Origin of the sequence: Paractinoplanes durhamensis (assembly GCF_016862175.1) — a bacterium.
In the GTDB taxonomy this organism is placed as follows: domain Bacteria; phylum Actinomycetota; class Actinomycetes; order Mycobacteriales; family Micromonosporaceae; genus Actinoplanes; species Actinoplanes durhamensis.
Window position 1 is genome coordinate 225964 of sequence record NZ_BOML01000031.1, and the last position, 22460, is coordinate 248423.

The 22460-nt window shown below is 69.7% G+C and carries 23 protein-coding genes; 8 read left to right on the forward strand and 15 right to left on the reverse strand.

The annotated features are described in order from the left end of the window. Positions 1-140: 140 nt before the first annotated feature. Positions 141-1853, forward strand: coding sequence for an alpha/beta hydrolase (locus Adu01nite_RS18805; protein WP_203728183.1), 1713 nt, complete (start codon positions 141-143; stop codon positions 1851-1853). A 15-nt stretch (positions 1854-1868) separates the two neighbouring features. After that, on the forward strand, positions 1869-2909 hold the full coding sequence (locus Adu01nite_RS18810) for a WD40/YVTN/BNR-like repeat-containing protein (protein WP_203728184.1): 1041 nt from the start codon (positions 1869-1871) through the stop codon (positions 2907-2909). Positions 2910-3017: 108 nt separating this feature from the next. Here the strand turns inward: Adu01nite_RS18810 and Adu01nite_RS18815 are convergent, their stop codons facing one another. From Adu01nite_RS18815 to Adu01nite_RS18825, 3 genes are read right to left on the reverse strand one after another with little or no spacing between them, the layout of a single operon-like run. Continuing rightward, entirely contained in the window at positions 3018-3797 is a 780-nt protein-coding gene (locus Adu01nite_RS18815; RefSeq protein WP_203728185.1) for an ABC transporter ATP-binding protein, read from the reverse strand. An 8-nt stretch (positions 3798-3805) separates the two neighbouring features. Next, the gene (locus Adu01nite_RS18820; RefSeq protein WP_203728186.1) at positions 3806-4594 is read right to left on the reverse strand and encodes an ABC transporter permease; all 789 of its coding nucleotides are present in this window, start codon (positions 4592-4594) and stop codon (positions 3806-3808) included. Between the two features lie 59 nt (positions 4595-4653). Next, complete coding sequence (locus Adu01nite_RS18825) at positions 4654-5688, reverse strand: ABC transporter substrate-binding protein (RefSeq protein ID WP_203728187.1); 1035 nt, start codon at positions 5686-5688, stop codon at positions 4654-4656. A 312-nt stretch (positions 5689-6000) separates the two neighbouring features. On the opposite strand from Adu01nite_RS18825, the gene Adu01nite_RS18830 reads away from it, so the two are divergent. Beyond that, complete coding sequence (locus Adu01nite_RS18830) at positions 6001-6645, forward strand: GntR family transcriptional regulator (RefSeq protein WP_203728188.1); 645 nt, start codon at positions 6001-6003, stop codon at positions 6643-6645. A gap of 16 nt (positions 6646-6661) precedes the next feature. Further along, a complete protein-coding gene (locus Adu01nite_RS18835) occupies positions 6662-7585 on the forward strand; it encodes a DUF6282 family protein (protein WP_203728189.1) in 924 nt (307 codons plus the stop codon). Here Adu01nite_RS18835 and Adu01nite_RS18840 read toward each other — a convergent pair. Beyond that, a complete protein-coding gene (locus tag Adu01nite_RS18840) occupies positions 7582-8217 on the reverse strand; it encodes a response regulator transcription factor (protein ID WP_203728190.1) in 636 nt (211 codons plus the stop codon). The genes Adu01nite_RS18835 and Adu01nite_RS18840 overlap by 4 nt on opposite strands. Then, positions 8169-9434 carry a sensor histidine kinase gene (locus Adu01nite_RS18845; protein WP_203728191.1) on the reverse strand — a complete coding sequence of 422 codons (1266 nt, stop codon included), beginning with the start codon at positions 9432-9434 and terminating at the stop codon, positions 8169-8171. Before Adu01nite_RS18845 ends, Adu01nite_RS18840 begins: the two co-directional genes overlap by 49 nt. A gap of 109 nt (positions 9435-9543) precedes the next feature. Here Adu01nite_RS18845 and Adu01nite_RS18850 point away from each other — a divergent pair, with 109 nt between their 5' ends. Genes Adu01nite_RS18850 through Adu01nite_RS18860 form a run of 3 tightly spaced genes read left to right on the forward strand, consistent with a single transcriptional unit; the run spans position 9544 to position 12203 of the window. Then, positions 9544-10536 carry a fatty acid desaturase family protein gene (locus Adu01nite_RS18850; protein ID WP_203728192.1) on the forward strand — a complete coding sequence of 331 codons (993 nt, stop codon included), beginning with the start codon at positions 9544-9546 and terminating at the stop codon, positions 10534-10536. Positions 10537-10584: 48 nt separating this feature from the next. Further along, positions 10585-11364, forward strand: a complete 780-nt coding sequence (locus Adu01nite_RS18855) for an SDR family NAD(P)-dependent oxidoreductase (protein ID WP_203728193.1) — start codon at positions 10585-10587, stop codon at positions 11362-11364. After that, positions 11361-12203, forward strand: coding sequence for an oxygenase MpaB family protein (locus tag Adu01nite_RS18860; protein ID WP_203728194.1), 843 nt, complete (start codon positions 11361-11363; stop codon positions 12201-12203). Before Adu01nite_RS18855 ends, Adu01nite_RS18860 begins: the two co-directional genes overlap by 4 nt. A 2-nt stretch (positions 12204-12205) precedes the next feature. Here the strand turns inward: Adu01nite_RS18860 and Adu01nite_RS18865 are convergent, their stop codons facing one another. The 5 genes from Adu01nite_RS18865 to Adu01nite_RS18885 are packed head-to-tail and all read right to left on the reverse strand — an operon-like array spanning position 12206 to position 15058. Further along, positions 12206-12802 carry a hypothetical protein gene (locus Adu01nite_RS18865; RefSeq protein WP_203728195.1) on the reverse strand — a complete coding sequence of 199 codons (597 nt, stop codon included), beginning with the start codon at positions 12800-12802 and terminating at the stop codon, positions 12206-12208. Positions 12803-12858: 56 nt separating this feature from the next. Continuing rightward, the gene (locus tag Adu01nite_RS18870) at positions 12859-13542 is read right to left on the reverse strand and encodes a WXG100 family type VII secretion target (RefSeq protein WP_239132519.1); all 684 of its coding nucleotides are present in this window, start codon (positions 13540-13542) and stop codon (positions 12859-12861) included. 26 nt (positions 13543-13568) lie between these two features. Beyond that, positions 13569-13880 carry a type VII secretion target gene (locus Adu01nite_RS18875; RefSeq protein WP_203728197.1) on the reverse strand — a complete coding sequence of 104 codons (312 nt, stop codon included), beginning with the start codon at positions 13878-13880 and terminating at the stop codon, positions 13569-13571. A gap of 7 nt (positions 13881-13887) precedes the next feature. Next, complete coding sequence (locus Adu01nite_RS18880; RefSeq protein WP_203728198.1) at positions 13888-14592, reverse strand: carbon-nitrogen hydrolase family protein; 705 nt, start codon at positions 14590-14592, stop codon at positions 13888-13890. Then, positions 14582-15058, reverse strand: a complete 477-nt coding sequence (locus Adu01nite_RS18885) for a hypothetical protein (protein WP_203728199.1) — start codon at positions 15056-15058, stop codon at positions 14582-14584. Before Adu01nite_RS18885 ends, Adu01nite_RS18880 begins: the two co-directional genes overlap by 11 nt. A gap of 295 nt (positions 15059-15353) precedes the next feature. Between Adu01nite_RS18885 and Adu01nite_RS18890 the strand changes: the two genes are divergently transcribed. After that, positions 15354-15968, forward strand: coding sequence for a dihydrofolate reductase family protein (locus Adu01nite_RS18890; RefSeq protein ID WP_203728200.1), 615 nt, complete (start codon positions 15354-15356; stop codon positions 15966-15968). Here the strand turns inward: Adu01nite_RS18890 and Adu01nite_RS18895 are convergent. From Adu01nite_RS18895 to Adu01nite_RS18915, 5 genes are all read right to left on the reverse strand, one after another. Further along, a complete protein-coding gene (locus tag Adu01nite_RS18895; RefSeq protein ID WP_239132520.1) occupies positions 15965-17428 on the reverse strand; it encodes a hypothetical protein in 1464 nt (487 codons plus the stop codon). The genes Adu01nite_RS18890 and Adu01nite_RS18895 overlap by 4 nt on opposite strands. Before the next feature lie 68 nt (positions 17429-17496). Further along, positions 17497-19044 carry an ArnT family glycosyltransferase gene (locus Adu01nite_RS18900; protein WP_203728242.1) on the reverse strand — a complete coding sequence of 516 codons (1548 nt, stop codon included), beginning with the start codon at positions 19042-19044 and terminating at the stop codon, positions 17497-17499. Positions 19045-19107: 63 nt separating this feature from the next. Continuing rightward, positions 19108-20775: an AMP-binding protein gene (locus Adu01nite_RS18905; protein WP_203728201.1), complete on the reverse strand. Its 1668-nt coding sequence runs from the start codon at positions 20773-20775 to the stop codon at positions 19108-19110. Positions 20776-20862: 87 nt separating this feature from the next. Then, a complete protein-coding gene (locus tag Adu01nite_RS18910) occupies positions 20863-21504 on the reverse strand; it encodes a dioxygenase family protein (protein WP_203728202.1) in 642 nt (213 codons plus the stop codon). Between the two features lie 49 nt (positions 21505-21553). Beyond that, positions 21554-22372, reverse strand: a complete 819-nt coding sequence (locus Adu01nite_RS18915) for a CDP-alcohol phosphatidyltransferase family protein (RefSeq protein WP_239132522.1) — start codon at positions 22370-22372, stop codon at positions 21554-21556. Between the last annotated feature and the right edge of the window lie 88 nt (positions 22373-22460).

The following is a 22460-nucleotide window of genomic DNA, read 5'->3' on the forward strand; positions in this document are numbered from 1 at the left end:
CCCTTTTCGCAACCAGATCCGCGGCCGTCTCCCCCAGATGATGCGAAATGACGGTCCGCCCAGCTATTGAGCCCCCCAGCCGCTGGCATCGGTGGTTGAAGATGGGTTGACGGAGTCCGCCGGCGAGGGGGGAACGCCTGATGCGCAAGCTGGTGGTGACGGACCCGTCGGAGACATCCGCGCCGCGGCGCAGCTGGATTCCAGCACCGCGGCGCAGCCCCGAGAACAACGTCGTCCCGCGCCGCCGGATGGTTCGCTGCAGGCTCAGCGTCACCGGCTTCGGCCTGTCGGCCGTCTTCTACTGCCTCTCCTTCACCCCGTCGCTGCTCCCCCGCCCCTGGTTCCTGCAGGGCGTGGTGGCCGGGCTGACCGGCGCCATCGGGTACGCGGTGGGCACCGCCATCGGCGCTCTCGTGCGACTGCGATGGTGGCCGTCGCGCCGGGTCGAGCGGATCGCCTGGCGCCTGCTGTTCGCCCTGCTCCCGGTGCTGATCCTGGTGTTCCTGTGGCTCGGCACCCGCTGGCAGCGCGAGCTCCGGGTGCGCCTGGGCATGCAACCCCAGCAGGAGTACGACGCCCTGCGCACGGTCGGGATCAGCCTGCTCACCTTCGGGGTGCTGCTGCTGATCGCCCGGCTGCTGCGGCTGGCCGCGCACGGCATCGCCCGCCTCCTCGGCCGGCTCGTGCCCGAGTCTGCCGCCTACTGCGCCGGCTTCCTGGTCGTCACCATGCTCGGTTACGGCGCGTTCGACGGCCTGCTCATGGGCAACCTCTACACCACCGCCGACCGGTCGGCCGCGCTCACCGACAGCGGGACCGGGCGGGGCGTGGTCCAGCCGGCCACCACCCTGCGCTCGGGCGCGCCGCAGTCGCTGATCAGCTGGGACTCGCTCGGCCGGCAGGGCCGCAACTTCGTCGCCCGGGTGCCGTCGGTCGAGCAGCTCAGCGCGTTCAACGGCCGGCCGGCGTCCGAGCCGATCCGGCTCTACGCCGGGCTGGCCTCGGCCGAGGACGTCCAGGGCCGGGCCGCGCTGCTGGTCCGCGAGATGGACCGCACCGGCGCGTTCGGCCGGGCCGTCGTCGCGGTGTTCACCCCGACCGGCACCGGCTGGGTGGACAACGACGTGACCAGCTCGCTGGAGTACATGTACGGCGGGGACACCGCGCTGGTGTCGATGCAGTATTCGTACCTGCCCAGCTCGATCTCGTTCGCGGTCGACCGGACCAAGGTGACCGAGGCGGCGGCCGCACTGATCACCGCGGTGCACGACCGGTGGGCGGCGATGCCGGTCACCGCCCGGCCCAAGCTGCTGATCTTCGGGGAGAGCCTCGGCACGTACGGGACGGAGAAGACCTTCGGCACCGCGGAGCGGATGGTCGAGGGCGCCGACGGGATCCTGCTCGAGGGGCCGACCTTCGCCAACCCGATCCACCGGCAGCTCACCGAGGGCCGGGAGCCGGGCAGCACGGTCTGGGATCCGCACTACGCGGGGCTGCCGATCGAGTTCGCCTCGCGGGCGTCCGAGCTGCGCGAACTGACCGGGCGGCAGCCCAAGGTCGTCTACATGCAGAACTCGTCCGACCCGGTGGTCTGGTGGAACCCGAGCCTGCTCTGGCACCGGCCGGGGTGGCTGCGCGGCGAGCGCGGCCCGGACGTCACGCCGGACATGCACTGGTATCCGGTGGTCACGTTCTGGCAGACCACGGTGGACCTGATCTTCGCGAACAAGGTCCCGGTCGGGCACGGCCACGTCTACAAGTCGAGCACGGTCGACGGGTGGGCCGCGGTGGCGCCACCGGTCGGCTGGACGGTGGCCGACACCGTACGACTGCGTGCTCTTCTCGATCATTAGCGGTAGTTTCCGGTCATGACGTTGCAGCGAAAGTTGTCGATCGCTCTTCTTGGTCTTCTGGTGGTGGGCTCGGTGGGCGGCTTCACTCATGGGCGGCCGTCGTGGCAGCTCACCGACACCGGGACGCCGACCGTGCGGTTCCGGGGGCTGGCGCCGGTCAGCGACCGGGTCGCGTGGGCGGCGGGGACCGCGGGGACGATCCTGCGGACCACCGACGGCGGGCGGGACTGGCAGTCGGTCGGGCCGGCCGACGCGGCCGCCCTGCAGTTCCGGGACATCGAGGCGTTCGACGCGCGCAGTGCGGTCGCGCTGACCATCGGGAACGGGACCGACTCCCGGCTGTATGCGACCGCGGACGGCGGGAAGTCGTGGACCGAGACGTTCCGCAACGAGGACCCGAACGCGTTCTACGACTGCGTCACGTTCCTCGACCGGCGGCACGGGCTGGCGCTGTCCGACCCGGTCGACGGGAAGTTCCGGATTCTCGCCACCAGTGATGGCGGGAGGTCGTGGGCGGTGCGCTCCCCCGAAGGGATGCCGGCCGCGCTGGACGGCGAGTTCGCCTTCGCGGCCAGCGGGACCTGCCTGGTGTCGGCGGGTGGTCGAGCCTGGTTCGCTACCGGCGGTGGATCGGCGGCCCGGGTCTTCTCCTCGGCCGACGGCGGCCGGAGCTGGTCGGTGACCGCTACGCCGGTGCCGAGCGGGCCGAGCGCCGGGATCTACAGCCTGGCCTTCCGGGACCGCGAGCACGGCCTGGCGGTGGGCGGCGACTACGCCGTCCCGGCTGCGGCGCCGGATGGCGCGGCCTACCTGCGCGGTCGCACCTGGACGGTGGCGCGCACGGTGCCCGGCGAGTACCGCTCGGGGTCGGCCTGGATCGGCGACGGGCCGGCGGCGCTGGCGGTCGGGCCCACCGGCAGCGATCTGTCGCTGGACGGCGGGAAGACCTGGACGCGCTTCGACACCGGCAGCTTCGACGCGGTGCTGTGCGCCGGCGACGGTGCCTGCTGGGCCTCGGGTGAGCAGGGGCGCGTGGCCACGTTGCGCTGGCACTGATACACGCGAGAGGCGCGCTGCGGCCGGGACCGACCGCCCGGCTCGCGGCGGCAGCCGCCGCAGGCGGGGTTCGCGATGGTGCGGTTGTCCCGGCGGTGGGGCGTACGTCTAAATGGTTGAGGTCTTTGGCAGGTGGGTGTCGTTGAGGAGCAGCGAGTGCAGCTCGGCCGAGACCTTGGCGACCTCGTCGAGATGCGCGTTGTGGCCGAAGGATCGCGGGCGCGGGATCGGGATCTCGACCAGGCGGCGCAGCTGACCGGGGCGGGAGCTCAGCACCGCGACCCGGTCGGCCAGCAGGACCGCCTCCTGGATGGAGTGGGTCACGAAGATGATCGTCGTGCCCAGCTCCATGTGGATGCGCTGGAGTTCGACCGCCAGCTCCTCGCGGGTCAGCGCGTCCAGGGCCGAGAACGGCTCGTCCATCAGCATCACCTTCGGGCGCTGGATCAGCGCCCGGCACAGCGAGACGCGCTGCTGCATGCCGCCGGAGAGCTCGTGCGGCAGGCGCTTGCGGAAGGCGGTCAGGCCGGTCATCTCGAGCAGGCGGTCGGCGTTCGCGCGGTGGTCGGCCTTCTTCCAGCCGAAGATCTCGACCGGCAGCAGGATGTTGTCCTCGACCGAGCGCCACGGCAGCAGGGCCGGTTTCTGGAAGACCATCGCCACGTCGCGGCGCGGCTCGCGGACCAGCTCGCCGGCCACCCGGACCTCGCCCCGGGTGGGTTTCAGCAGGCCGGCGACCATCCGCAGCAGGGTGGACTTGCCGCAGCCGGACCGGCCGATCACGGTAAGGAACTCGCCCTCGGCGATGGACAGGTTGATGTCCCGGATCGCCTCTACCGGGCCGGAGCGGCCCTTGAACGTCTGCGATACGCCGTCGATGGTGATCATGTGCGTCCTCAGGCTGAGATGGCTCGGGCCCAGGGGACGAGCAGGCGCTCGACCCCGGCGACCAGGTAGAAGAGGATGACGCCGGTGGCCGCCAGCAGGACCAGCGCGGCGAAGGCCAGCGGGGTGTCGTTGGAGGCGCCGGAACCGGCGATCACCGAGCCGAGGCCGCGATCGGGGTTGACCACCTCGCCGATCACCGCGCCGATGATGGCCAGCGGGGTGGCGACCTTGAGGCCGACGAAGACCTGCGGCAACGCCCAGGTCAGCCGGACCTTGACGAACGTCTGCCACCAGCTCGCCTTCAGCGAACGGGCCAGCTCGCGCAGGTCGGCGGGGGTGGAGGTGAGCCCGGCCATGGTCGAGACGATCACCGGGAAGAAGCTGAGCAGCACCACCATGACGATCTTCGGGGCGTCGCCGAAGCCCATCCAGACCAGCAGCAGCGGCGCCAGCGCCACCTTCGGCACCGCGTTGACCGCGGCCAGGACCGGCATCGCCATCCGCTCGACCGTGCGGGAGGCGGCCAGGGTCACCGCGATCACCAGCCCGGTGAGCACCGCGATCGCGAACCCGATCAGCACGCGCTGCACCGTCGTCCAGGTTTCTTCGACCAGGAATTGCGGCGTACGCATGAAGGAGTCGACGACGTCGGCGGGCGACGGCACGTAGAACGGGTCGATGTGGAAGGCCACGGTGATGCCCCACCACAGGGCGACCGTGAGGACCACGCCGAGAACGGGGAGTACGGCATTGGTCCACACCCGCGACATCCGCGAGCCGGCCTCGATGTCCGTCATTTACTTGCTCCTGTGTAGAGCGGGCGCGGGGCGGGAGTTTACCCGCCCCGCGCCGCGCGTCAGCTTGCCGGGATGAAGCTGAAGTCGACGATCTTCTCGGGCGTGAGACCGGCCGGCATCAGGCCGTTGCCCTGCAGAACCGCGATGCTGCGGGCGACCCGCTCCTGGTCGAGGTGACCGAGGGGCGCGCCGTTCGGCGGCGACACGTACGGCTTCATGGCGTTGATCTCACCGACGGCGGCCGGGACCGCGGCGGTCGGCTCGGCCTTGTTCAGGATGGCCGCGGCCTCGTCCGGGTTGTCCAGGGTGTACTGCAGACCCTTCATGGCGGCCGCGGTGAACTTCTTCACCAGGTCCTTGTCGCTCGCGATGGTCTCCTCGCGGGCGATGATCGCGTTGCCGAACAGGTCGGACAGGTACTCCGAGTACGGCAGGACGGTGACCTGCTTCTTCGAGACCGTCTCGAGCGCCTTCTTGCTCAGCAGGAAGGTGGACAGCGCGTCCACCTTGCGCTGCGCCATCAGGCCGTTGAGCGCGGTGGTCTGGGCGCCCTCGATGGTCACGGTCTTGGCGTCGAGGCCGGCCTGCTTCGCGTACGCCGGGAACAGCAGCTCGCTCACCGAGCCCTTGGCGGTGGCCACCTTCTTGCCGGCCAGGTCGGTCGGCTTGGTGATGTTGGTGTCGGCGGTCGTCATGATCGAGACCAGGGTCTGCTGGTGGATCGCGGCGATCGCCCGCCAGTTGGTGAACTTGCCCAGGCCGGCCTGGATCTCGGCGCCGGTGAAGTCGAGGGCCGCGAACTGCGCGCCGCCCGACTTGATCAGCGTGAGGTTCTGGACGTTGCCGGCGCCCTTCTGGATGTCGATGTCGATGCCGGCGTCCTTGAAGTAGCCCTTCTCCTTCGCCACCCAGATGAAGGAGTCACGGCCCACGGCGCCGAACGCCGTCACGTAGGTGACCTTCTTCAGGTCGCCGGACGCGCCCGCGACGGTGCTGCCGCCACCGCTGCTGTCGTCGTCGGAGGAGCAAGCGCTTGCCGTCACGAGCACCGCGAGCAGCGCTGTCGCCGCCAGCACCCGAGAGCGTGTGAACATCCCTAAGCCTCCTGAAATCCGCCGGTCCGATCGGCGGCGATGACTGTTCGTCTGACCTGCGTGGACGGTGCGTCAATTGACAATCGTCCGTCCGGTCCCGCGTTCGGTCGAGATCGTAGAGCAGGGGGGATCACCTGTCATGGCAGACTTTTCGGGCTAAATCGGCCGTCATATACTGGCCACTGCCTTCCGAAATGGACATCGACGCAGGTCAAGCGGCGGTTGACAGTGATCCGGCCGAACGCGATGCTGTGCACAAGATTGTGAGCAATCCGTGCCTCCTTTCACATCGTCCTAGGGAGACCACTTTTCGTGACGTCGCCTGCCGTCGACGACGCCTACGAGCGGTTGCGGTCCCTCATCTACAGCGGCGAGCTGATGCCGAACGAGCGACTCGTCGAGATCGAACTCGCCCAGCGGCTGGAGGTCAGCCGGGCGATCGTGCGCACCGCGCTGGTCCGCCTCGGTCAGGACGGCATCGTCGTGCTCACCCCGCACCGCGGGGCCCGCGTCCGGGTGGTCACCGACGCCGAGGCGGTCGAGATCCTGCAGACCCGGGCCGTGCTGGAAGCGCTGACCGCGCGGGAGGCCGCCCGCCGCGCCACCGCCAAGGAGATCGCCGCGATCCGCCGCATCCTGGCCGGGATGGGCCGCCGGCTCGAATCCGGTGACCTGCTCGGCTATTCCGAGGGCAACGCCGAACTGCACGCCGCGATCATCGCGGCCGCCCGGCACGAGACGGCCGCGCGGCTGATCAGCGGGCTGCGGGCGCAGCTGGTGCGGTTCCAGTTCCGGACGATCCTGGTGCCCGGGCGGGCCACCCACTCGTTCGCCGAGCACACCGCGATCGTGGACGCCATCGCCGGCCGCGACCCGGATGCCGCCGAGCGCGCCATGCGGCATCACCTGAGCCATGTTGAATCCGCGCTGTCCCAGGCCGCGCGCCGCCGCCATTAGTGCAATCTGGAGAGTCATGAGCGAGCATCCCGTACCGTCCGCCGCCGCCCGCGAGATCGTCGCCGGGGGGTACGACACCCACGTGCACATCGCGCCGGACGTGATGGAACGGCGGATCGACGACCTGACGCTGGCCGCCCGGTTCGCCGAGGTCGGCCTGGCCGGCTTCGTGATCAAGTCGCACTACCTGACCACCGCCGAGCGGGCCTCGGTCGTGCGGGCCGCCGTCCCCGGGACGGACGTCCTCGGCGCGATCACGCTGAACGGGTCGATGGGCGGGATGAACCCGGCCGCCGTCGAGATCGCCGGCCGGCTCGGCGCGCGGATCGTCTGGATGCCCACCGTCGACTCGCGCAACCAGCGCAGCAGCACCGCCGCCGACCTGCCCGGCAGCAAGCCGGCCATGTGGGGTGCGCTGCAGGCCGACCTGCACGCGCAGGGCATCGTGCCGGACGTGGTCGAGGTGGTGGACGCCGACGGGTCGGTGCTGGAAAAGGTCCGGCAGGTGCTGCGCGTCATCGCGCGGCACGACCTGGTGCTGGCCACCGGGCACCTGTCGGCGCCGGAGATCCTCGCGGTGGTGCGGGCCGCCCGCGAGGAGGGCGTGCGCCGGGTCGTCGTCACCCACCCGGAGTTCACCTCGCAGCGGCTGACCGTCGCGCAGCAGCAGGAGCTGGCGGCCGAGGGTGCGCTGCTGGAGCGGTGCTTCACCACGCCGTACACCGGCAAGGTCTCCTGGGACGACCTGTTCGCCAACATCCGGGCGGTCGGCGTCGAGCACTCGGTGCTCTCCAGCGACCTGGGTCAGCCGTTCAACCCGCCGGTCGAGGACGGGCTGGCGCTGTTCGCCGACCGGCTCCTCGAAGCCGGCTTCACCGCCGACGAGATCCGCACGATGGCGGTGACCAACTCGCAGTATCTGGCCGCCCCCAAGGCCTAAGCGTTGAGGTAGGCGAGCACCGCCAGCACCCGGCGGTTGTCGTCGTCCGAGGGTGGCAGGCCCAGCTTCGTGAAGATGTTGTTGATGTGTTTGCTGACGGCCTTCTCCGTCACGAACAGCTTGGCCGCGACCGCCGCGTTCGAGCGGCCTGCCGCCATCTCGCCCAGCACCTCGCGCTCCCGCGCGGTCAGCACGTCGAGCGGGCGGCTGCGGTCGAGCAGCCGGGCCACCACCTCCGGGTCCATCACCGTGCCGCCGTCGGCGACCTGCCGCACCCCGTCGATGAACTGGGCCACGTCGGAGATCCGGTCCTTCAGCAGGTAGCCGACGCCGCCGCGGCGGTCGCCGAGCAGCTCCCGGGCATACAGCGGCTCGACGTGCTGGGACAGCACCAGGATCGGCATCCCCGGCACCGTGGTGCGGGCCGCGATCGCCGCCTGCAACCCCTCGTCGGTGAAGGTCGGCGGCAGCCGCACGTCGACGATCGCGACGTCCGGCTTGTGGTCGAGCAGCGTCGGCAGCAGCGCGGGGCCGTTGTCGACGGTCGCGACCACCTCGAACTCGAACGCCTCCAGCAGCCGGGTCAATCCGTCCCGGAGGAGAGCGTGGTCCTCGGCGATGACAACGCGCACGGCAACTCCATGGTCACGATGGTCGGCCCGCCCGGCGGGCTGGACAGCGTCATCGTGCCATCGAACGCACCCAGGCGGCGGCCGATGCCGGTCAGGCCGGTGCCGCGGGCCGGGTCGGCGCCGCCCCTGCCGTCGTCGGCGACCTCCATCCGCAACGTCTCGCCGTCGCGCCGCATGCTCACGTAGGCGGCCGTCGCCCCGCTGTGCACGGTCGCGTTGGCCAGCGCCTCGGCGATCGCGAAGTAGGCGGCCGACTCGACCGGGGTGTCCAGCCGCCCGGTCACCTCGGACTCGACCGCGGTCGGGAGGCGCAGGTTGAGCGCGAGCGCCCGGACCGCGCCGTCCAGCCCGCGCTCGGCCAGCACCGGCGGGTGGATGCCGCGCACCAGGTGACGCAGCTCGACCAGGGCGGTCGTGCTGACCTCGCGGGCCTCGGCCAGCAGCTTGCGGGCGGCCTGCGGATCGCGCTCGACCAGCTCCTCGGCCAGGCCGATCGTCATGCCGAGCGACACCAGCCGGGCCTGGGCGCCGTCGTGCAGATCGCGCTCGATCCGGCGCAGCTCGGCCGCCTGGGCGTCGACCGTGTCGGCCCGGCTGTAGGACAGCTGGGCGACCCGGGCCCGCAGCCGGGCGTTCGTGGTCGGGGCCAGCAGCAGCCGGGCGAACAGCGCATCGTACCGCCGCAGGTAGGGCGCCGCGGCCAGGCCGAACGCCAGGAACAGGGCGCCCTGCGGCAGCGACAGCATGCCCTCGCTGACCGTCTCGATCGGCCAGATCACGCCGTAGCCGTACCACCCGGTGCCCAGCCAGATCCACAGTGGCAGGAGCAGGATGCCCTGCACGCCGTAGAGCGGGATGACCAGCGAGAGCACGCCGAGAATCAGGCCGATCGCCGCGCCGGGCAGCAGCCACGCGAGGTCGCGCCAGGTGGCCGGGTCGGTGACGATCCACAGGTAGGTGCGCCGGCCGATCAGGTGCGCCTTCGCCGGGCGGGGGCGGTAGGGCCGGTCGATCGGGACGTCGTGCCAGCCGGCGATGCGCCGGGCGGCGTTGGCCCGCAGCCGGACCAGCGAGGTCACGAACGGCAGCGGGACGGTCAGCACCAGCGACACGATGAAGAGCGGGATCAGCACGACATTCGCGGCCGCGAGGGGGATCGCCAGCATCCCGCCGGCCACCGCCCGCAATCCGTCGCGGATCCAGTCTCGCCTCTCCATGCACCCATAGTGGCGGGCCGGCGCCCGGAATTCAGTAGTGCTAGCACTACCGGTGAGGTGGACCTGGCACTCCTGACGCGAGCCCGCGCGAGGAGTTGGCTTGATGAGTATGACGACGATGACAGAGCGACCGCGGAGCGACTTCGCGGAGCTGGGCCGGCGGATCAACGCGGCCGGCCTGCTGGAGAGGCGGCCGGGCTACTACGCCGTACGCCTCAGTGTGGTTGCCGCGGCCCTGGCCGGCGGCTGGACCGCGTTCTTCCTGATCGGCTCCTCCTGGTGGACGCTGGCCGTCGCCGCCTTCCTGGCCGTGGTGTTCGCCCAGGTCGCGCTGGTCGCCCACGACCTCGCGCACCGGCAGGTGTTCCGCACCAACACGCCCAGCCGCCGGGCCGGGCTGATCGCCGGCAACCTGGCGATCGGCATGTCCTACGGCTACTGGATGGACAAGCACACCAAGCACCACGCCAACCCGAACCACGACGACCTCGACCCCGACGTCGGGCCGGGCGTGCTGGTGTGGAGCGCCGAGGGCGCCCGCGGCAAGGGCTTCCTCACCCGCTACCAGGCCTGGTTCTTCTTCCCGCTGCTCACCCTGCTCGGCATCTCGCTGCACAAGGACAGCATCCGGGCGCTGCGCGACGGCACCGTGAAGAAGCGCGGCGTGGAGAGCGTCCTGCTCGCCGCCCACCTGGTCCTCTACGTGGCGGCGCTGCTGCTGGTGCTGTCGCCGCTGCAGGCGCTCGCCTTCTTCGTGGTGCACCAGGCGCTGTTCGGGGTCTACCTGGGCCTGACGTTCGCCCCCAACCACAAGGGCATGCCGCACCCGGACGGCACCGAGGACTACCTCCGCAAGCAGGTGCTGACCTCCCGCAACGTCCGCGGCGGCCGGCTGGTCGACAACGCGCTGGGCGGGCTCAACTACCAGATCGAGCACCACCTGTTCCCGTCGATGCCGACGCCGAACCTGCGCCGGGCACAGCCGATCGTCCGGCGGTACTGCGCGGAGATCGGCGTGCCCTACGAGGAGACGTCGCTGACTTCGTCGTACGCCCAGGCCCTACGCCACCTGCATTCCGTCGGCGCCGGGCTGCGAGGCTAGATGTTGCGCAGATTCGCCTCGCGCGCCCGCCTCGGAACGGAGTTCGCCATGGATCTACGTCTCACCGGCAAAGTGGCCGTCGTCACCGGAGGAAGTGCCGGCATCGGCCGCGCGATCGCCCACGGCCTGGCGGCCGAAGGCGCCAACCTGGTTCTGGTGGCACGCGACGAGGAGCGCTTGCGGTCCGTCGATTTTCCGGGTGTACGGGTGGTAGCCGTCCCCGCCGACCTGACCGTCCCCGACGACGCACTGCGGGTGGCGGCCGTCGTCGAGCAGGAATTCGGCGGCGCCGACATCCTCATCAACAACGCCGGCACCGGCAGCGAAGAAAAGATCATGACGGCCCCCGACGACCGCTGGCAGTGGTACTGGGACCTGCACGTGATGGCCGCGATCCGGCTGGCCCGGGCCTTGGTCCCCGGTATGCGCACTCGCGGCGGCGGGGTGATCCTGCACAACGCGTCCATCTGCGCGACCCAGCCGCTGGGCTACGAGCCGATCTACAACGTGACCAAGGCGGCCCTGGTGATGTTCTCCAAGTGCCTGGCCAACGAGCTGATCGGCGACAACATCCGGGTGAACGCGGTGAACCCCGGCCTGGTGATGACCGGCGACTGGATCAAGACCGCGAAGCTGCTGACCGAGGGCACCGACCAGACCTGGGAGCAGTACCTGCAGAAGATCGCCGACGACAACGCCCCGATCGGCCGCTTCGCCACCCCCGAGGAGATCGCCGACCTGTTCGTCTTCCTGAGCTCCGACCGAGCCTCCTACACGGTGGGCTCCACGTATTACATCGACGGCGGTTGGTTGAATGTGACGACGTGAGAACCCGATACGCCAACCTGGCCCGCACCCGCACCCTGGACCCGGCCCGCGACTACGAGCAGATCTTCCGCACGATGCTGCGCTTCGAGTTCCCCTGGGACCTGCGACTGGCCCTGAACCTGGCGTTCAACCGCTCGTTCTCGGTGCCCGCGGTAGCCGAGATCCTGATCGGCACCGGCGAGCTCACGGAGCGCCCGCGCAAGCGAGCCGACGACACCGGCATCCTGATGTACGAGATGGTCCTGCACGGCTTCGACCACCCGAGGGCCCGAGCCGCCATCCGCCGGGTCAACCAGATCCACCGCCCCTACCGGCACGTCTCCCCCGACGAGTACGTCTACGTGCTGGCCGCCGGAGTGGTCCTGCCCCTGCGCTGGCTGGACCGCTACGGCTGGCGCCGCCCGTGCTGCCACGAACGGGAGGCGACCTACCAGTACTTCCGCGAGCTGGGCCGGCACATGAACGTCACCGGCATGCCCGCATCCCTGGCCGAGACGGAAGCGTGGTTCGAGTCCTACGACCGCACCCACCTGATCCCCAACGAGGCCGCCGCCACCATCGAGCGAACCACCCGCGAACGCATGCTGAAACGTTTGCCGCGCCCGCTCTCCCCACTGGGCAACTCCCTGGTGAGCGCGATCTACGACGAGCGCCAGCGCAAGGTGGCCGGCCTGGCCACCCCGCCGTGGCCGGTGCGCGCGGCCCTGCACACGGCCTTGACGACAAGATCGCGCTTGATCAGGCATCTGCACCGCCCGCGCCCGGTCGGCCTGTTCGAGGACGGCATCCCCACCAGGACCTACCCCGACGGCTACGACATCTCTCAGGTCGGCCCTTAGGGTTACGCCCGCCCGGCCGCGACCAGAGCTTCCTGCACGAGGTCGGCAAACCACGGCGCCTCCCGGAGCGGAACCAGCTCGGTCTTGCCCCAGAACGCGGCGGCCCGGGTCGTCACCGGATCACCCGCCTTAGGCCCGCCGGACAGCTGGACCCGCGCATAGGCGACGCTCGGCGCATCCGGCGACCCACCACCGACCGGCCCACTGAACAGGCAGAGGGCCACTCCGGGGACCGGCGCACCACAGGGCCCGGGCCGACGGGCGGTGTATTTCACGATGGTCCGCAACACCGGCGTACCCACGTCGTAGACGTCGACAATGCCGTCATCAGCGTCGATGGTTTCCAGCTTGCGCAGATCGGGCGGGCGTTCGGCCGGCAGAAAGGCGAAATGCTGAATGCCACCCGCCCGCCACTGGGCATCGATGTCGAGCGCCTGCTGCAACAGCTCATGCCCCGGCACCGACGGATCAACAACCGGCGGCCCGAGCACACTGGTCGACCGGTCACTCCAGGCCCCGGTGGCCCCCGCATACCCAACCCCGACAAGCCCAACAAGAAGCAGAACAACAACCCCGACAACAACCCGACCGCGCGTCATACCCCAACCGCTCCCCCGTGATCGGCGCAATCCTAGTGGCCCCGATCGATGCGGGCTCACCCTTCGAGGAGCACGCGCAGGTTAGTCAGGCTGGCAATCAGCGCGCTCGCATAACTCATGATCCGCCCCGCCCACTTGACCACCGCGGACGCGATCTGCGCGGCCACCACCGGAATCGTCACCACCAGCAGCGACTCGGCCGCCCAGACAATCACCCGGGCGACCAGGTCAGCGATCAGATCACGAACGATGTCGCGGGTGAACTGCACCAGGTTGCCCGCCGCCTGGGTGGCCGCCGCCATGGTCGACGCGAGCACACTCAGGCCGCCCAGGCCGTCGACGTTGGCGGCCATCAGGCTCTGGTAGGACTCGGCGGCCGAACCCTGCCAGCCCGGCAGGTCCGAGGCCAGGTCGGCCTCCAGATCGCCGGCCAGTGATTGCAGTTCGCCGGCCATGTTGGCCCAGGTCCGGGCATTCGCGGCGATCAGATCCGGAATGCCGGCCAGGCGGTCGAGCACCTCACGCAGGGGATCGAAGTACTCCATCGCCCAACTCAGCCCGCCGGACAGCAGTGCGCTGAACGGGTCCAGAACAGTCGCCGCCACCTCCGTCGCGAAGGCACCGCCGGCCAGCGCGCCCTCGACCCAGCTCCCGCCGTTCACCGCCTGGTTCAGGCCCTGGAAGCTGTCGGCAAGACCCAAACCCGTGGTTCCGGTACGCGTCGTGACCGCGCCGGCCACCAATGATCTGTCCGGCATCCCGAGTCCTAAAGTTGCCCGGCGCGACGGATCCGGCCCGCCGCCTTGTCATCGATGTCGCCGTACTCCTGACTCGTCCGGATCAGCGCGTCGGCGGCGCGACCGAGGTTCGCCTCGACGTGCGCGTACAGCTCGTTCTGCCGCTGATGCCGGCGCTCCAGGATCCCGGCCATCCAGCTGCAGAGAATTCCGTAGGCAGCGTCGTTGCTGCCGATACTCGCGCTCGCCGATTTGATCGCTCCGAACCGCTGCCGCAGCGCCTCGAGCTTGGCCGCGTGCGCCCGGATCTCCTGCGCATCGACCGCGAACCCGTCCGCCATCAACCGGTCACCCCCTCAGCGCCTGCAGTGTGTCGAGCGTGTCGAGATAGGAGTGGAAACGCACCCCGCCACGGCGAGCGTGGTCGGCGAGCGTGAGAACCAGACCTCGTACGTGCGGAAGGGCGCCGAGAATCTCGCGAACGTTTTCCGCGGTGAAGTCCAGTCCCACGACCAAGGGGCGTTCGGTGGCCAGGGAGTCGAGGTCGGCGATCTGGAATTCGTCGTCGTACTCGGGGGCGCGGTCGCGCAGGAAGGTCCATGAATCGCGGTACTCCGGCAGGACGTCGGCCTGGAAGAACGACACCGCCAGATCCTGTTCGTCGGTGTATCCGCTGAACACCCAGCCCGGGTCGTCGTCGTGGGCGATCTCGATGCCGCCGTACACGATCCCGATGCCCGCGTCACTCAGCGCGGCCCGCACCCCGGCCGGCGGAACGGTGGGACGCGACGACTGCACCATCCGGGCATGCAGGGCCTGAGCAATACGGAGAATCCGGTCCGGCTCGTCGACGAGGTCCAGCCTCGGCACCAGGGTCGCCCGCTCCAACGCCTGGTCGATCCCGACGGCCTGTTCGACGGAGATCTCCCGGCCGTCGTCGAACCGCGGATCGGGCGTCAGGTCGACCCCGAGGAGATCCGCCCCCAGCTTCTCGAAGGCGACGGCCTCGCCCGCCGAGCGGACCCGGTCCACCTTGATCAGGTCATTCGTCATAGCGCACTACATTCCCGCCCAGTTCGTCGGCGCCCCGGAAGTCCCGCGGGACAACCCAGGTCTTTCCCTGCGTATTCGTGGAAATCTTCCAGTACGGCGACCCCTCTGGAGTGTGCCGCCCGCCGCCCGGATGCACCTGGATGTTCGTGATCTCGGGATGCCCTTCGACGCGCACCTGCTGCGCCCGCTGCGAGGTGCCCTTCTTGGTGCTCTGCTCCACATGCGCCGGGTAACCCGCGGCCGTGAACTGATCGGCAAGGCCCTGCGCCGACTGCCCGACGACCGACTTGGGGTTGCTGACCAGGCCGTCGACGAATTCCGGCGAACGACCGGCATCGGGCTGTGCGGATTCGAGCGTGACATCGTGTTCGCCGGCCGGACCGGCTCGACCGGCGTTCCCGGAAGGCGACTTGTCAGCCTCCCCCGTTTCGAGCCGCGCGGACACCGCGTTCTCCTGGGCGGCCATGCTTTCGCCACCACCACCGCCGTGCACGCGGGGCCGGGGCGCGGACGGCGACCCGCCCTCACCTTCGCCACCGGTGTGCGAGCCTCGCGGCTTCGGCGGTGCCATTCACTGCCCCACCCGGACGATGATCGACGTCAATACGTCAGGGTAGTGAACCACCGCCACCGGTCTGGTGCCCGAGGGCCCGACGAGGTGGTCGGCCCGGGAACGGTCATTCGGCACGTTGGGACGATTAGTTTGGGATGCTGCGGTGGTCTACCTGGCTGACACCACTCGACGTGAAGGGAACATTGCCATGGCTAAGGTCATCTCCACCCTGTTCATCTCGGCTGATGGGGTGGCTGAGGTCGACCCGGACTGGCACTTTCCCTACTTCGACGACAACATGGGGCGGGCCGTCGGGGAGGACTACGACACCGCGGACGTGCTGTTGATCGGGCGGGTCACCTACGACAGCTTTGCGGGCGCCTGGCCCGGGCGGGAAGCGGCCGGTGGGGACGACGCCACCTTCGCCAAGCAGCTCGGGGACATCCGCAAGGTCGTGGTCTCTCGCCAGCCGCTTGAATTCGATTGGCGCGGGTCCGAGCTCATCGACGGCGACCTCGTGGACGCCGTCCGGGTGCTCAAGGCGGACGCGGGCATCAAGGGGATTCTCATCCCGGGGTCGATCTCGGTCGTGCAGCAGCTGCTCGCGGCGGGGCTGGTCGACGAGCTTCGGCTGCTCGTGCATCCGGTGGCGGCGCGTAAGGGGCGCAAGCTGTTCGATGACGGCGACAGCCCGTACCACCTGACGGTGACCTCGACCGAAGCCTTCCCGACCGGCGTCATCCGGGTGATCTACGCGCCGGCCGAGGCGCCGGCCAAGGTCGGCTACGACGAGGTCAAGGATCTCACGCCCGGTAACGACTAGCTCGGGAGCACCCGGGCCACCTTGATGGACGTGCTGGTCGAGCCGGCCGCGGGGTAGGCTGCGCTGCCGTCGGCGTACGTCTTGAAGGCCTGGTAGTCGTGGTCCTTCGCGGCGATCGTGAACTGCTTGCCGATCGCCGCGGCGGTGCCCGAGTCGTAGACCTGGGCCTTCATCGTGGAGCCGGACTGCCAGGTCAGCAGCATCTTGCCGGAGCCGTAGGTGACCAGGTGCGGATGGCTGGAACTGGCGCCGGTCTTGATCGTCTTGCTGGCGGCCGCGCTGCCCGCGAAATGCGACAGGCGGACCGTGCCGCCCTGGCTCCACGCCGTCCAGTAGCCCGATGACTTGGCCAGGACCAGGTCGCCGCCGAAGAGGGTGCCGTCGCAGGTGCCGGCGGCGACCGTCCGGTACGGGTTGGGCTGCGCGATCCGGCAGTCGTTGTCGGTGGCGCAGACCATCGCGAACTTCTTGGCGCGCGGATCCCAGACGATCCGCGACGTCCACGCGTGGCTGCAGCCGACCTCGAAGCTGTTGTGCCCGCTGAGCAGCGCACCCGACTTGCTGACCACCTGCATCCGGTCGCCCTCGTGGATGTCGACGCAGCTGCCGTTCTTGACGGTGATGGCGACGCCGAAGTACGCGGCGTAGTTGCTGCCGTCGTAGGCCAGCCGGCCGTGGTGCTGGTACCACCAGACGAACCGGGCGCCGTCGTCGTAGCCGCCGCGGGCCGACGTCAGGTTGCTGACCTGGCGCTCCCACACGGTCTTGCCGTTGTTGTCGAAGCGGACCATGACCATCTGGTTGCACGGGCTGGATTCGCCGCCGCAGAGCGGGCCGGTGTGGCAGTCGCCCTTGCGGGTCAGCAGCAGCACGCCGCCGGTCGCGTCGGCCTGCACGTCCTGCAGGTCGATGCCGGTGAAGCTGGTGGGGGTGCCGACGAGCTTGTCGTCGCAGCCGAGCTTGCCCAGGTGCACCTTGCCGTCGGTGCCGAGCCAGGCCAGCCAGGAGCCGCCGGTGGGGGTGGCCGCGATCGCCATCGGCAGTGCCTCGGTGTCGCCCTCGCCGCCGTAGCCCTTCACCGACGAGCCCACGCTGACCTGGGTGACCTTGGTGACCGGGGCCGCGCCGACCGCGCGGGCGCAGGGGCCGGCAGTTTTCGGGGCGGTCGAAGCGGAGACGGATGGGACCGCGCTGGGCAGGGATGCCGACGGGGGTGCGCCGACGGGGGCGGCGGAAGCGGAGCCGGAGGTCGACGACGCGGCCGCCGAGGACGTGGACGCAGAGGACGACGGGGATGAGGACGCCGAGAGCCACCCGGTGGCCCCCGCGGGCAGGATGAACGCCGCCGCCGCGACGGCCGCGGCAACCCCCGCGACCACACCGATCAGGGCAAACCGGCGAACCGGCGATCCAGGCTTGCGGTGCCCGGGAACCTCGGGTGCGACGTCATTCGTACTCATCAGCGCGGGACTTTACTGGGAACGCTCCCACCGAGTCATGCTGAAGATCTTTTGAAAGCCTTAAGCTTTCAGCGCCGATAGATCCGCATCGAGTACCCCACGTTGTCGATCTCGGTGCTGGAGTCGATCAGCTGCTTCAGCCGGCCCTTGGCCAGCGCCACCCGGGAATCCGAGACGACGAGCAGCCCATGCACGTCATCGATCGGCACCCCGAGCGGATTTTTCCCCTGAATACCGTAATATCCGGGCACGCCGCTACCTTTGTAGACCAGCCAGACCGTCTCGTTCGGATACTTGTCCCGCAGCCGGATCCCCAGCCGCGCCAGGTCCTGCCCCCAGTCGACGTTGGCGTCGTGCAGGTTGAGGTGCGTCTTCGAGGTCCCGCCGAAGGCCTCGTTCGAATACGGCAGGTAGTACGGGAAGGTCAGCATCGAACTGACCGCCACGAACGCGGTCAGCGCGGCCACCCCGGCCCAGGCGAACCGCAGCCGGATGAGCATGACCGTCCCGGCCACCACGGCCAGGAAGATCGGCATGAAGATCACGTAGCGGGTGCCGTAGTCGCGCGACCCGGTCATCGCCACCAGCATCAGCACCGACGCCGGCAGCAGGAGATAGAGCGTCGCGATCCGCAGTGCCGGCTTGACCAGCATGGTGATCGTGCCGGCCACCCACAGCGCGAGCATCCCGAGCGGCGTCTTGATCAGCAGCGCGACCGGCAGGTAATACCAGGGCGACCCGCGATAGGCCCGCCCGAGCAGGAACCCGTTGAAGCTGCGCGCCTCGAACTTGAACTGGATCAGAATCCCGTCCCGATAGGCCTTCGGCAGCGGCAGCAGATCGACCGCGAGCCCCTTGAGCCCACCCGGATGCGGAAGATTCGCCGGCGTCGTCCAGCGCATCCGCGGATCAACCGCCAGATAGACGACCCAGACCACGGCCACGGCGATGACACCGACCCCGAGGGCACCGACGATCCGCCAGCCCAGATTCCGCCACCAGGCACCCGGTTTCCCGATCAGAAAGGGCGACAGAAGAGCCAGGACCAGGACTACGGGTACGGCGGGGAGAGCGCTCATCCGGGTCGCGAGTGCGGCGCCCAGGGCCAGGCCGGCGAGCGGCAGATACAGCCGTGGTCGCAGGCGGGAGCGCCACAGCATCCAGAACGTGGTGAGCAGCAGCCCGGCCGCCGGCACGTCCAGCGTGGCCAGCGAGCCGTGCGCGATCACGTCCGGTGAGAAGGCGTAGAGCGCGAGCGCGACCAACCCCGCCCACCGCCCGGCCAGGTCGCGAGCGAACCCGAGCACGACCAGCCCGAACAGCAGCGTCAGCACGATGATCGGCACCCGGGCCAGCAGCATCAGCCGGAACGGGTTGTTGCCGGTCTCGTAGAGCAGGTGCCGGCCCAAGGCCGTCTGAGTTCCGGGGTACGCCGGGTCGAGCTTGGCGTCGTCGAAGGCCAGCCCGACCGCCATCACCAGCTTGCCCAGCGGCGGATGCTCCGGGTTGTAGCGCAGGCTGTGCTGCTGGGTGAGCACCTCCGCGGTGGCCACGTAGACCGGCTCGTCGATGGTCGGCGACTGCTGCAGCGCCGTGGTGACCATCGCGAACGCCATGCCCCCCAGCATCGCCACCACGATCAGGGGATAGATCAGACGCTTCCACGGCACCGCGCAAACTTAGCCGGTGAATTCGCCGTCCGGCGTGGCGGCCGCGTCGGCGCGCTTCACGAGCTCGGCGGCGCGCAGCTCGACGCGGCGGATCTTGCCGGAGATCGTCTTCGGGAGCACCGAGAACTCCAGGCGGCGGATCCGGGCGTACGGCGGCATGTGTTCCTTCGCGTACGCGAAAATAGCTTCCGCCGTCGAAGCGGAAGCGTCCCACCCCTCCGCGAGCACGACGTAGGCCTTCGGCACCGCCAGGCGCAGGGGGTCGGGCGACGGCACCACCGCCGCCTCGACCACGGCCTCGTGCTCGATCAGGATGCTCTCCAGCTCGAACGGCGAGATCCGGTAGTCGGACGCCTTGAACACGTCGTCGGTCCGCCCGACGTAGGTGATGTAGCCGTCGTCGTCGCGGGCGGCCACGTCGCCGGTGTGGTAGTAGCCGCCGGCCATCCGCTCGGTGGTGAGCTCGGCGTCGCCGTGGTAGCCGACCATCAGCCCGGTCGGCCGCGGGTCGAGCGCCACGCAGATCTCACCCTCGGTAGCCGGCTGCTGGGTGTGCGGGTCGATCAGCTCGATCCGGTAACCGGGGACCGGGCGGCCCATCGAGCCCGGCTTGACCGGCTGGCCGGGCGTGTTGGCGATCTGCACGGTCGTCTCGGTCTGCCCGAAACCGTCCCGGATGGTCACTCCCCACGCCTTGCGCACCTGGTCGATGACCTCGGGATTCAGCGGTTCGCCGGCGCCCACGACGAGCCGCGGCGGGGTGCGCAGCGCGGACAGGTCGGATTGGATGAGCATCCGCCAGACGGTCGGCGGGGCGCAGAAACTGGTCACGCCGCAGCGCTGCATCTCGGCCATCAGCCGACCGGCGTCGAACCGTGCGTAGTTGTAGATGAACACGCACGCCTGCGCGTTCCAGGGGGCGAAGACGTTGCTCCAGGCATGCTTCGCCCATCCGGGCGAGGAGATGTTGAGGTGTACGTCGCCGGGCCGCAGCCCGATCCAGTACATCGTCGAGAGGTGCCCGACCGGGTACGACTGGTGGGTGTGCTCGACCAGCTTCGGCTCGGCGGTCGTCCCGGACGTGAAGTAGAGCAGCAGCGTGTCGGTGGCCCGGGTCGGCCCGTCCGGTTCAAAAGCTTCATTTCCGGCGTACGAGTCGTGGAAGTTCAGCCAGCCGTCGACCGGACCGCCCACCGCGATCTTCGTGACGTCGAGGTCGGCGAACTTGGCGGCCGCGGCCGCCGTGGTGATCACGTGCTTGGCGCCGCCGCGGGCCACCCGGACCGCCGAGTCGGCCGGGCCGAGCAGCGGGGTGGCCGGGATCAGCACGGCACCCAGCTTCATCGCGGCCAGGATGGTGTCCCACAACTCGGCCTGGTTGCCGAGCATCAGCACGATCCGGTCGCCGCGCGCGATCCCCTGGGCCCGCAGCCAGTTCGCCACCTGGTTGGAGCGGCGGGCCATCTCGGCGAACGAGAAGCGCTGCTCGGAGCCGTCCTCCTCGACGATCCAGAGGGCCGGCGCGTCGTTGCCCTCGGCGATCACGTCGAACCAGTCGAGCGCCCAGTTGAATTCGCCCAGCTCCGGCCACGAGAACCCGGCCAGGGCCGTCTCGTACTGCTCGGCGTGCGCCACCAGGAAGTCCCGTGCCTGCCGAAATGCCGCCGTGCCCGCCATGATGTCCCCTCAGCCCGTCCAGGTCAGGGGACAGACTGCGCTCGGGCGGGCGATGAACGGTAGCCCCGAACGGGGGTGGCGATCATCTCAAATGGCCAGCGTCTTCGTCGCCACCATCCCGCGCCGGACGTCGCCGGTCACGCAGGCCATCTCCAGCGGCATGCTCATCGTGCCGGCGTCGAGCGTCGCGGCGTAACCGCCGGTCGCGTAGACCTGCTCGGCGGCGTCGCCCGGCAGCGCGATCTGCGCGCGGTGCAGCAGGTCGCGGCAGGCCGGGCCGGAGTAGATCTCGACGTGCAGGCGCGGCCAGCGGCCGTCGTGCGCGCCCGGGAAGATGCTGGTGAAGCGGGCCCAGCCGGCCGTGTCGGCGGTCTGCACGCCGCGCAGGTAGTTCGCCCGCTCCAGCCCCTCGCCGTACAGGGAGTAGTTGCCGTTCTGGTCGCAGTGCCACAGATACACGGCGTAACCGGTCAGCGGGCGGCCGGAGTTGGCGCTGGTGAGGCGCAGCCGGATGTCGAGCGGCACGCCCCGGGCCACGCCCGACGCGGTGCCGAAGCTGCGCCGGATGTCGCTGCGCACGATGCCCGAGCGGACCAGCGGGGCGAACGTGCGCCCCGCGGCGACCGCCGCCACCGTGGTGCCGCCGGCCAGGCCCATCATCCGGCGACGCCGGACCAGCGGGAAGTCACGGGCGAGTCCACGGTCCGGCAGCGTCTCCAGCTCGATCATGCCGCCTATTCCACAAGCGGTGGGTTGTGCGGGCGGATCGGTTCCGGTTTCAGTTCGGGTGCGGGATGTACGCCGCTTCGGCTTCGGCTTCGGCCGCTGCGAGCTTCGCCGGGAACGCCTGAGCCGCCTGCCACAACTTCAGCACCAGCCATGCCTCGAACGCCATCAGCAGGAAGCCGGCGGCGACCGTGACCGAGATCAGCCAGCCGGTGAGCGGGGCGATGATGAAAACGGTCATCTCGTACTCGATGCCGCTGAACAGGTGGGTCCGGATGCGGTGGTTGCGCAGGAAGTCGCCGGCCTGCCGCTTGCGGGACACCTGGCCGGCCGGGACCGGCTCAGCCGCTTCCGCCTCGGCGCGCACCGGGCGGACCTCCTCGATCTTCTCGCGCATCTCGGCCCGGACCTTGGTGATCTGGCTGCCGTTGAGATAGCGGAACAGATCCAGGAAGACCACGACCGCGAGCAGCCACAGATAGGTCTCCCGGTCGGTCCGCAGGTACTGGCCGCCGAAGAGGGCCAGCGCGCAGATGAAGACCCGGATCCGGTCGAAGACGAAGTCGAACCAGGCTCCGAAGATCGAGCCGGTCCCGTTCAGCCGGGCGATCTTCCCGTCCATGCAGTCGACGATGAAGCTCACGTGGAAGAGCAGCGCGCCCGCCACCAGCCACCATCGGGTCTGCATCGCGAAGCAGCCGGCCGCGGCCAGGCCGATCACCGTGGCGAGCACGGTGAGCATGTTCGGCGTGATGCGGCGATGCGGTGCGACCAGCCGGACCAGGCGCGAGGCGACCGGGTCGACCAGCAGCACGGTCCACCATGCGTCACGCGGTTTGTAGGTGCGTTCGCGGATTTCTTCCAAGGTCACGGCCACAGCGGGGCAGGTTAATGATGATCTCTCGGAATTTGCTGTGTCTCCCGTTACAAAACGAGTCGTTACTATTCATATGCGCCGT

Excerpts from the sequence above, each read along its gene's own strand:
- Adu01nite_RS18885 (WP_203728199.1), bottom strand. The coding sequence starts at position 15,058 with ATGGCCGCCCAGGAGAACGCGGTGTCCGCGCGGCTCGAAACGGGGGAG.
- Adu01nite_RS18900 (WP_203728242.1), bottom strand. The coding sequence starts at position 19,044 with ATGGCGTTCGCGATGGTCACCACGGCGCTGCAGCAGTCGCCGACCATC.
- Adu01nite_RS18905 (WP_203728201.1), bottom strand. The coding sequence starts at position 20,775 with ATGGCGGGCACGGCGGCATTTCGGCAGGCACGGGACTTCCTGGTGGCG.
- Adu01nite_RS18820 (WP_203728186.1), bottom strand. The coding sequence starts at position 4,594 with ATGACGGACATCGAGGCCGGCTCGCGGATGTCGCGGGTGTGGACCAAT.
- Adu01nite_RS18895 (WP_239132520.1), bottom strand. The coding sequence starts at position 17,428 with ATGAGTACGAATGACGTCGCACCCGAGGTTCCCGGGCACCGCAAGCCT.
- Adu01nite_RS18815 (WP_203728185.1), bottom strand. The coding sequence starts at position 3,797 with ATGATCACCATCGACGGCGTATCGCAGACGTTCAAGGGCCGCTCCGGC.
- Adu01nite_RS18855 (WP_203728193.1), top strand. The coding sequence starts at position 10,585 with ATGGATCTACGTCTCACCGGCAAAGTGGCCGTCGTCACCGGAGGAAGT.
- Adu01nite_RS18880 (WP_203728198.1), bottom strand. The coding sequence starts at position 14,592 with ATGACGAATGACCTGATCAAGGTGGACCGGGTCCGCTCGGCGGGCGAG.
- Adu01nite_RS18910 (WP_203728202.1), bottom strand. The coding sequence starts at position 21,504 with ATGATCGAGCTGGAGACGCTGCCGGACCGTGGACTCGCCCGTGACTTC.
- Adu01nite_RS18875 (WP_203728197.1), bottom strand. The coding sequence starts at position 13,880 with ATGGCGGACGGGTTCGCGGTCGATGCGCAGGAGATCCGGGCGCACGCG.
- Adu01nite_RS18865 (WP_203728195.1), bottom strand. The coding sequence starts at position 12,802 with ATGACGCGCGGTCGGGTTGTTGTCGGGGTTGTTGTTCTGCTTCTTGTT.
- Adu01nite_RS18890 (WP_203728200.1), top strand. The coding sequence starts at position 15,354 with ATGGCTAAGGTCATCTCCACCCTGTTCATCTCGGCTGATGGGGTGGCT.
- Adu01nite_RS18810 (WP_203728184.1), top strand. The coding sequence starts at position 1,869 with ATGACGTTGCAGCGAAAGTTGTCGATCGCTCTTCTTGGTCTTCTGGTG.
- Adu01nite_RS18845 (WP_203728191.1), bottom strand. The coding sequence starts at position 9,434 with ATGGAGAGGCGAGACTGGATCCGCGACGGATTGCGGGCGGTGGCCGGC.
- Adu01nite_RS18835 (WP_203728189.1), top strand. The coding sequence starts at position 6,662 with ATGAGCGAGCATCCCGTACCGTCCGCCGCCGCCCGCGAGATCGTCGCC.
- Adu01nite_RS18825 (WP_203728187.1), bottom strand. The coding sequence starts at position 5,688 with ATGTTCACACGCTCTCGGGTGCTGGCGGCGACAGCGCTGCTCGCGGTG.
- Adu01nite_RS18805 (WP_203728183.1), top strand. The coding sequence starts at position 141 with ATGCGCAAGCTGGTGGTGACGGACCCGTCGGAGACATCCGCGCCGCGG.
- Adu01nite_RS18850 (WP_203728192.1), top strand. The coding sequence starts at position 9,544 with ATGACGACGATGACAGAGCGACCGCGGAGCGACTTCGCGGAGCTGGGC.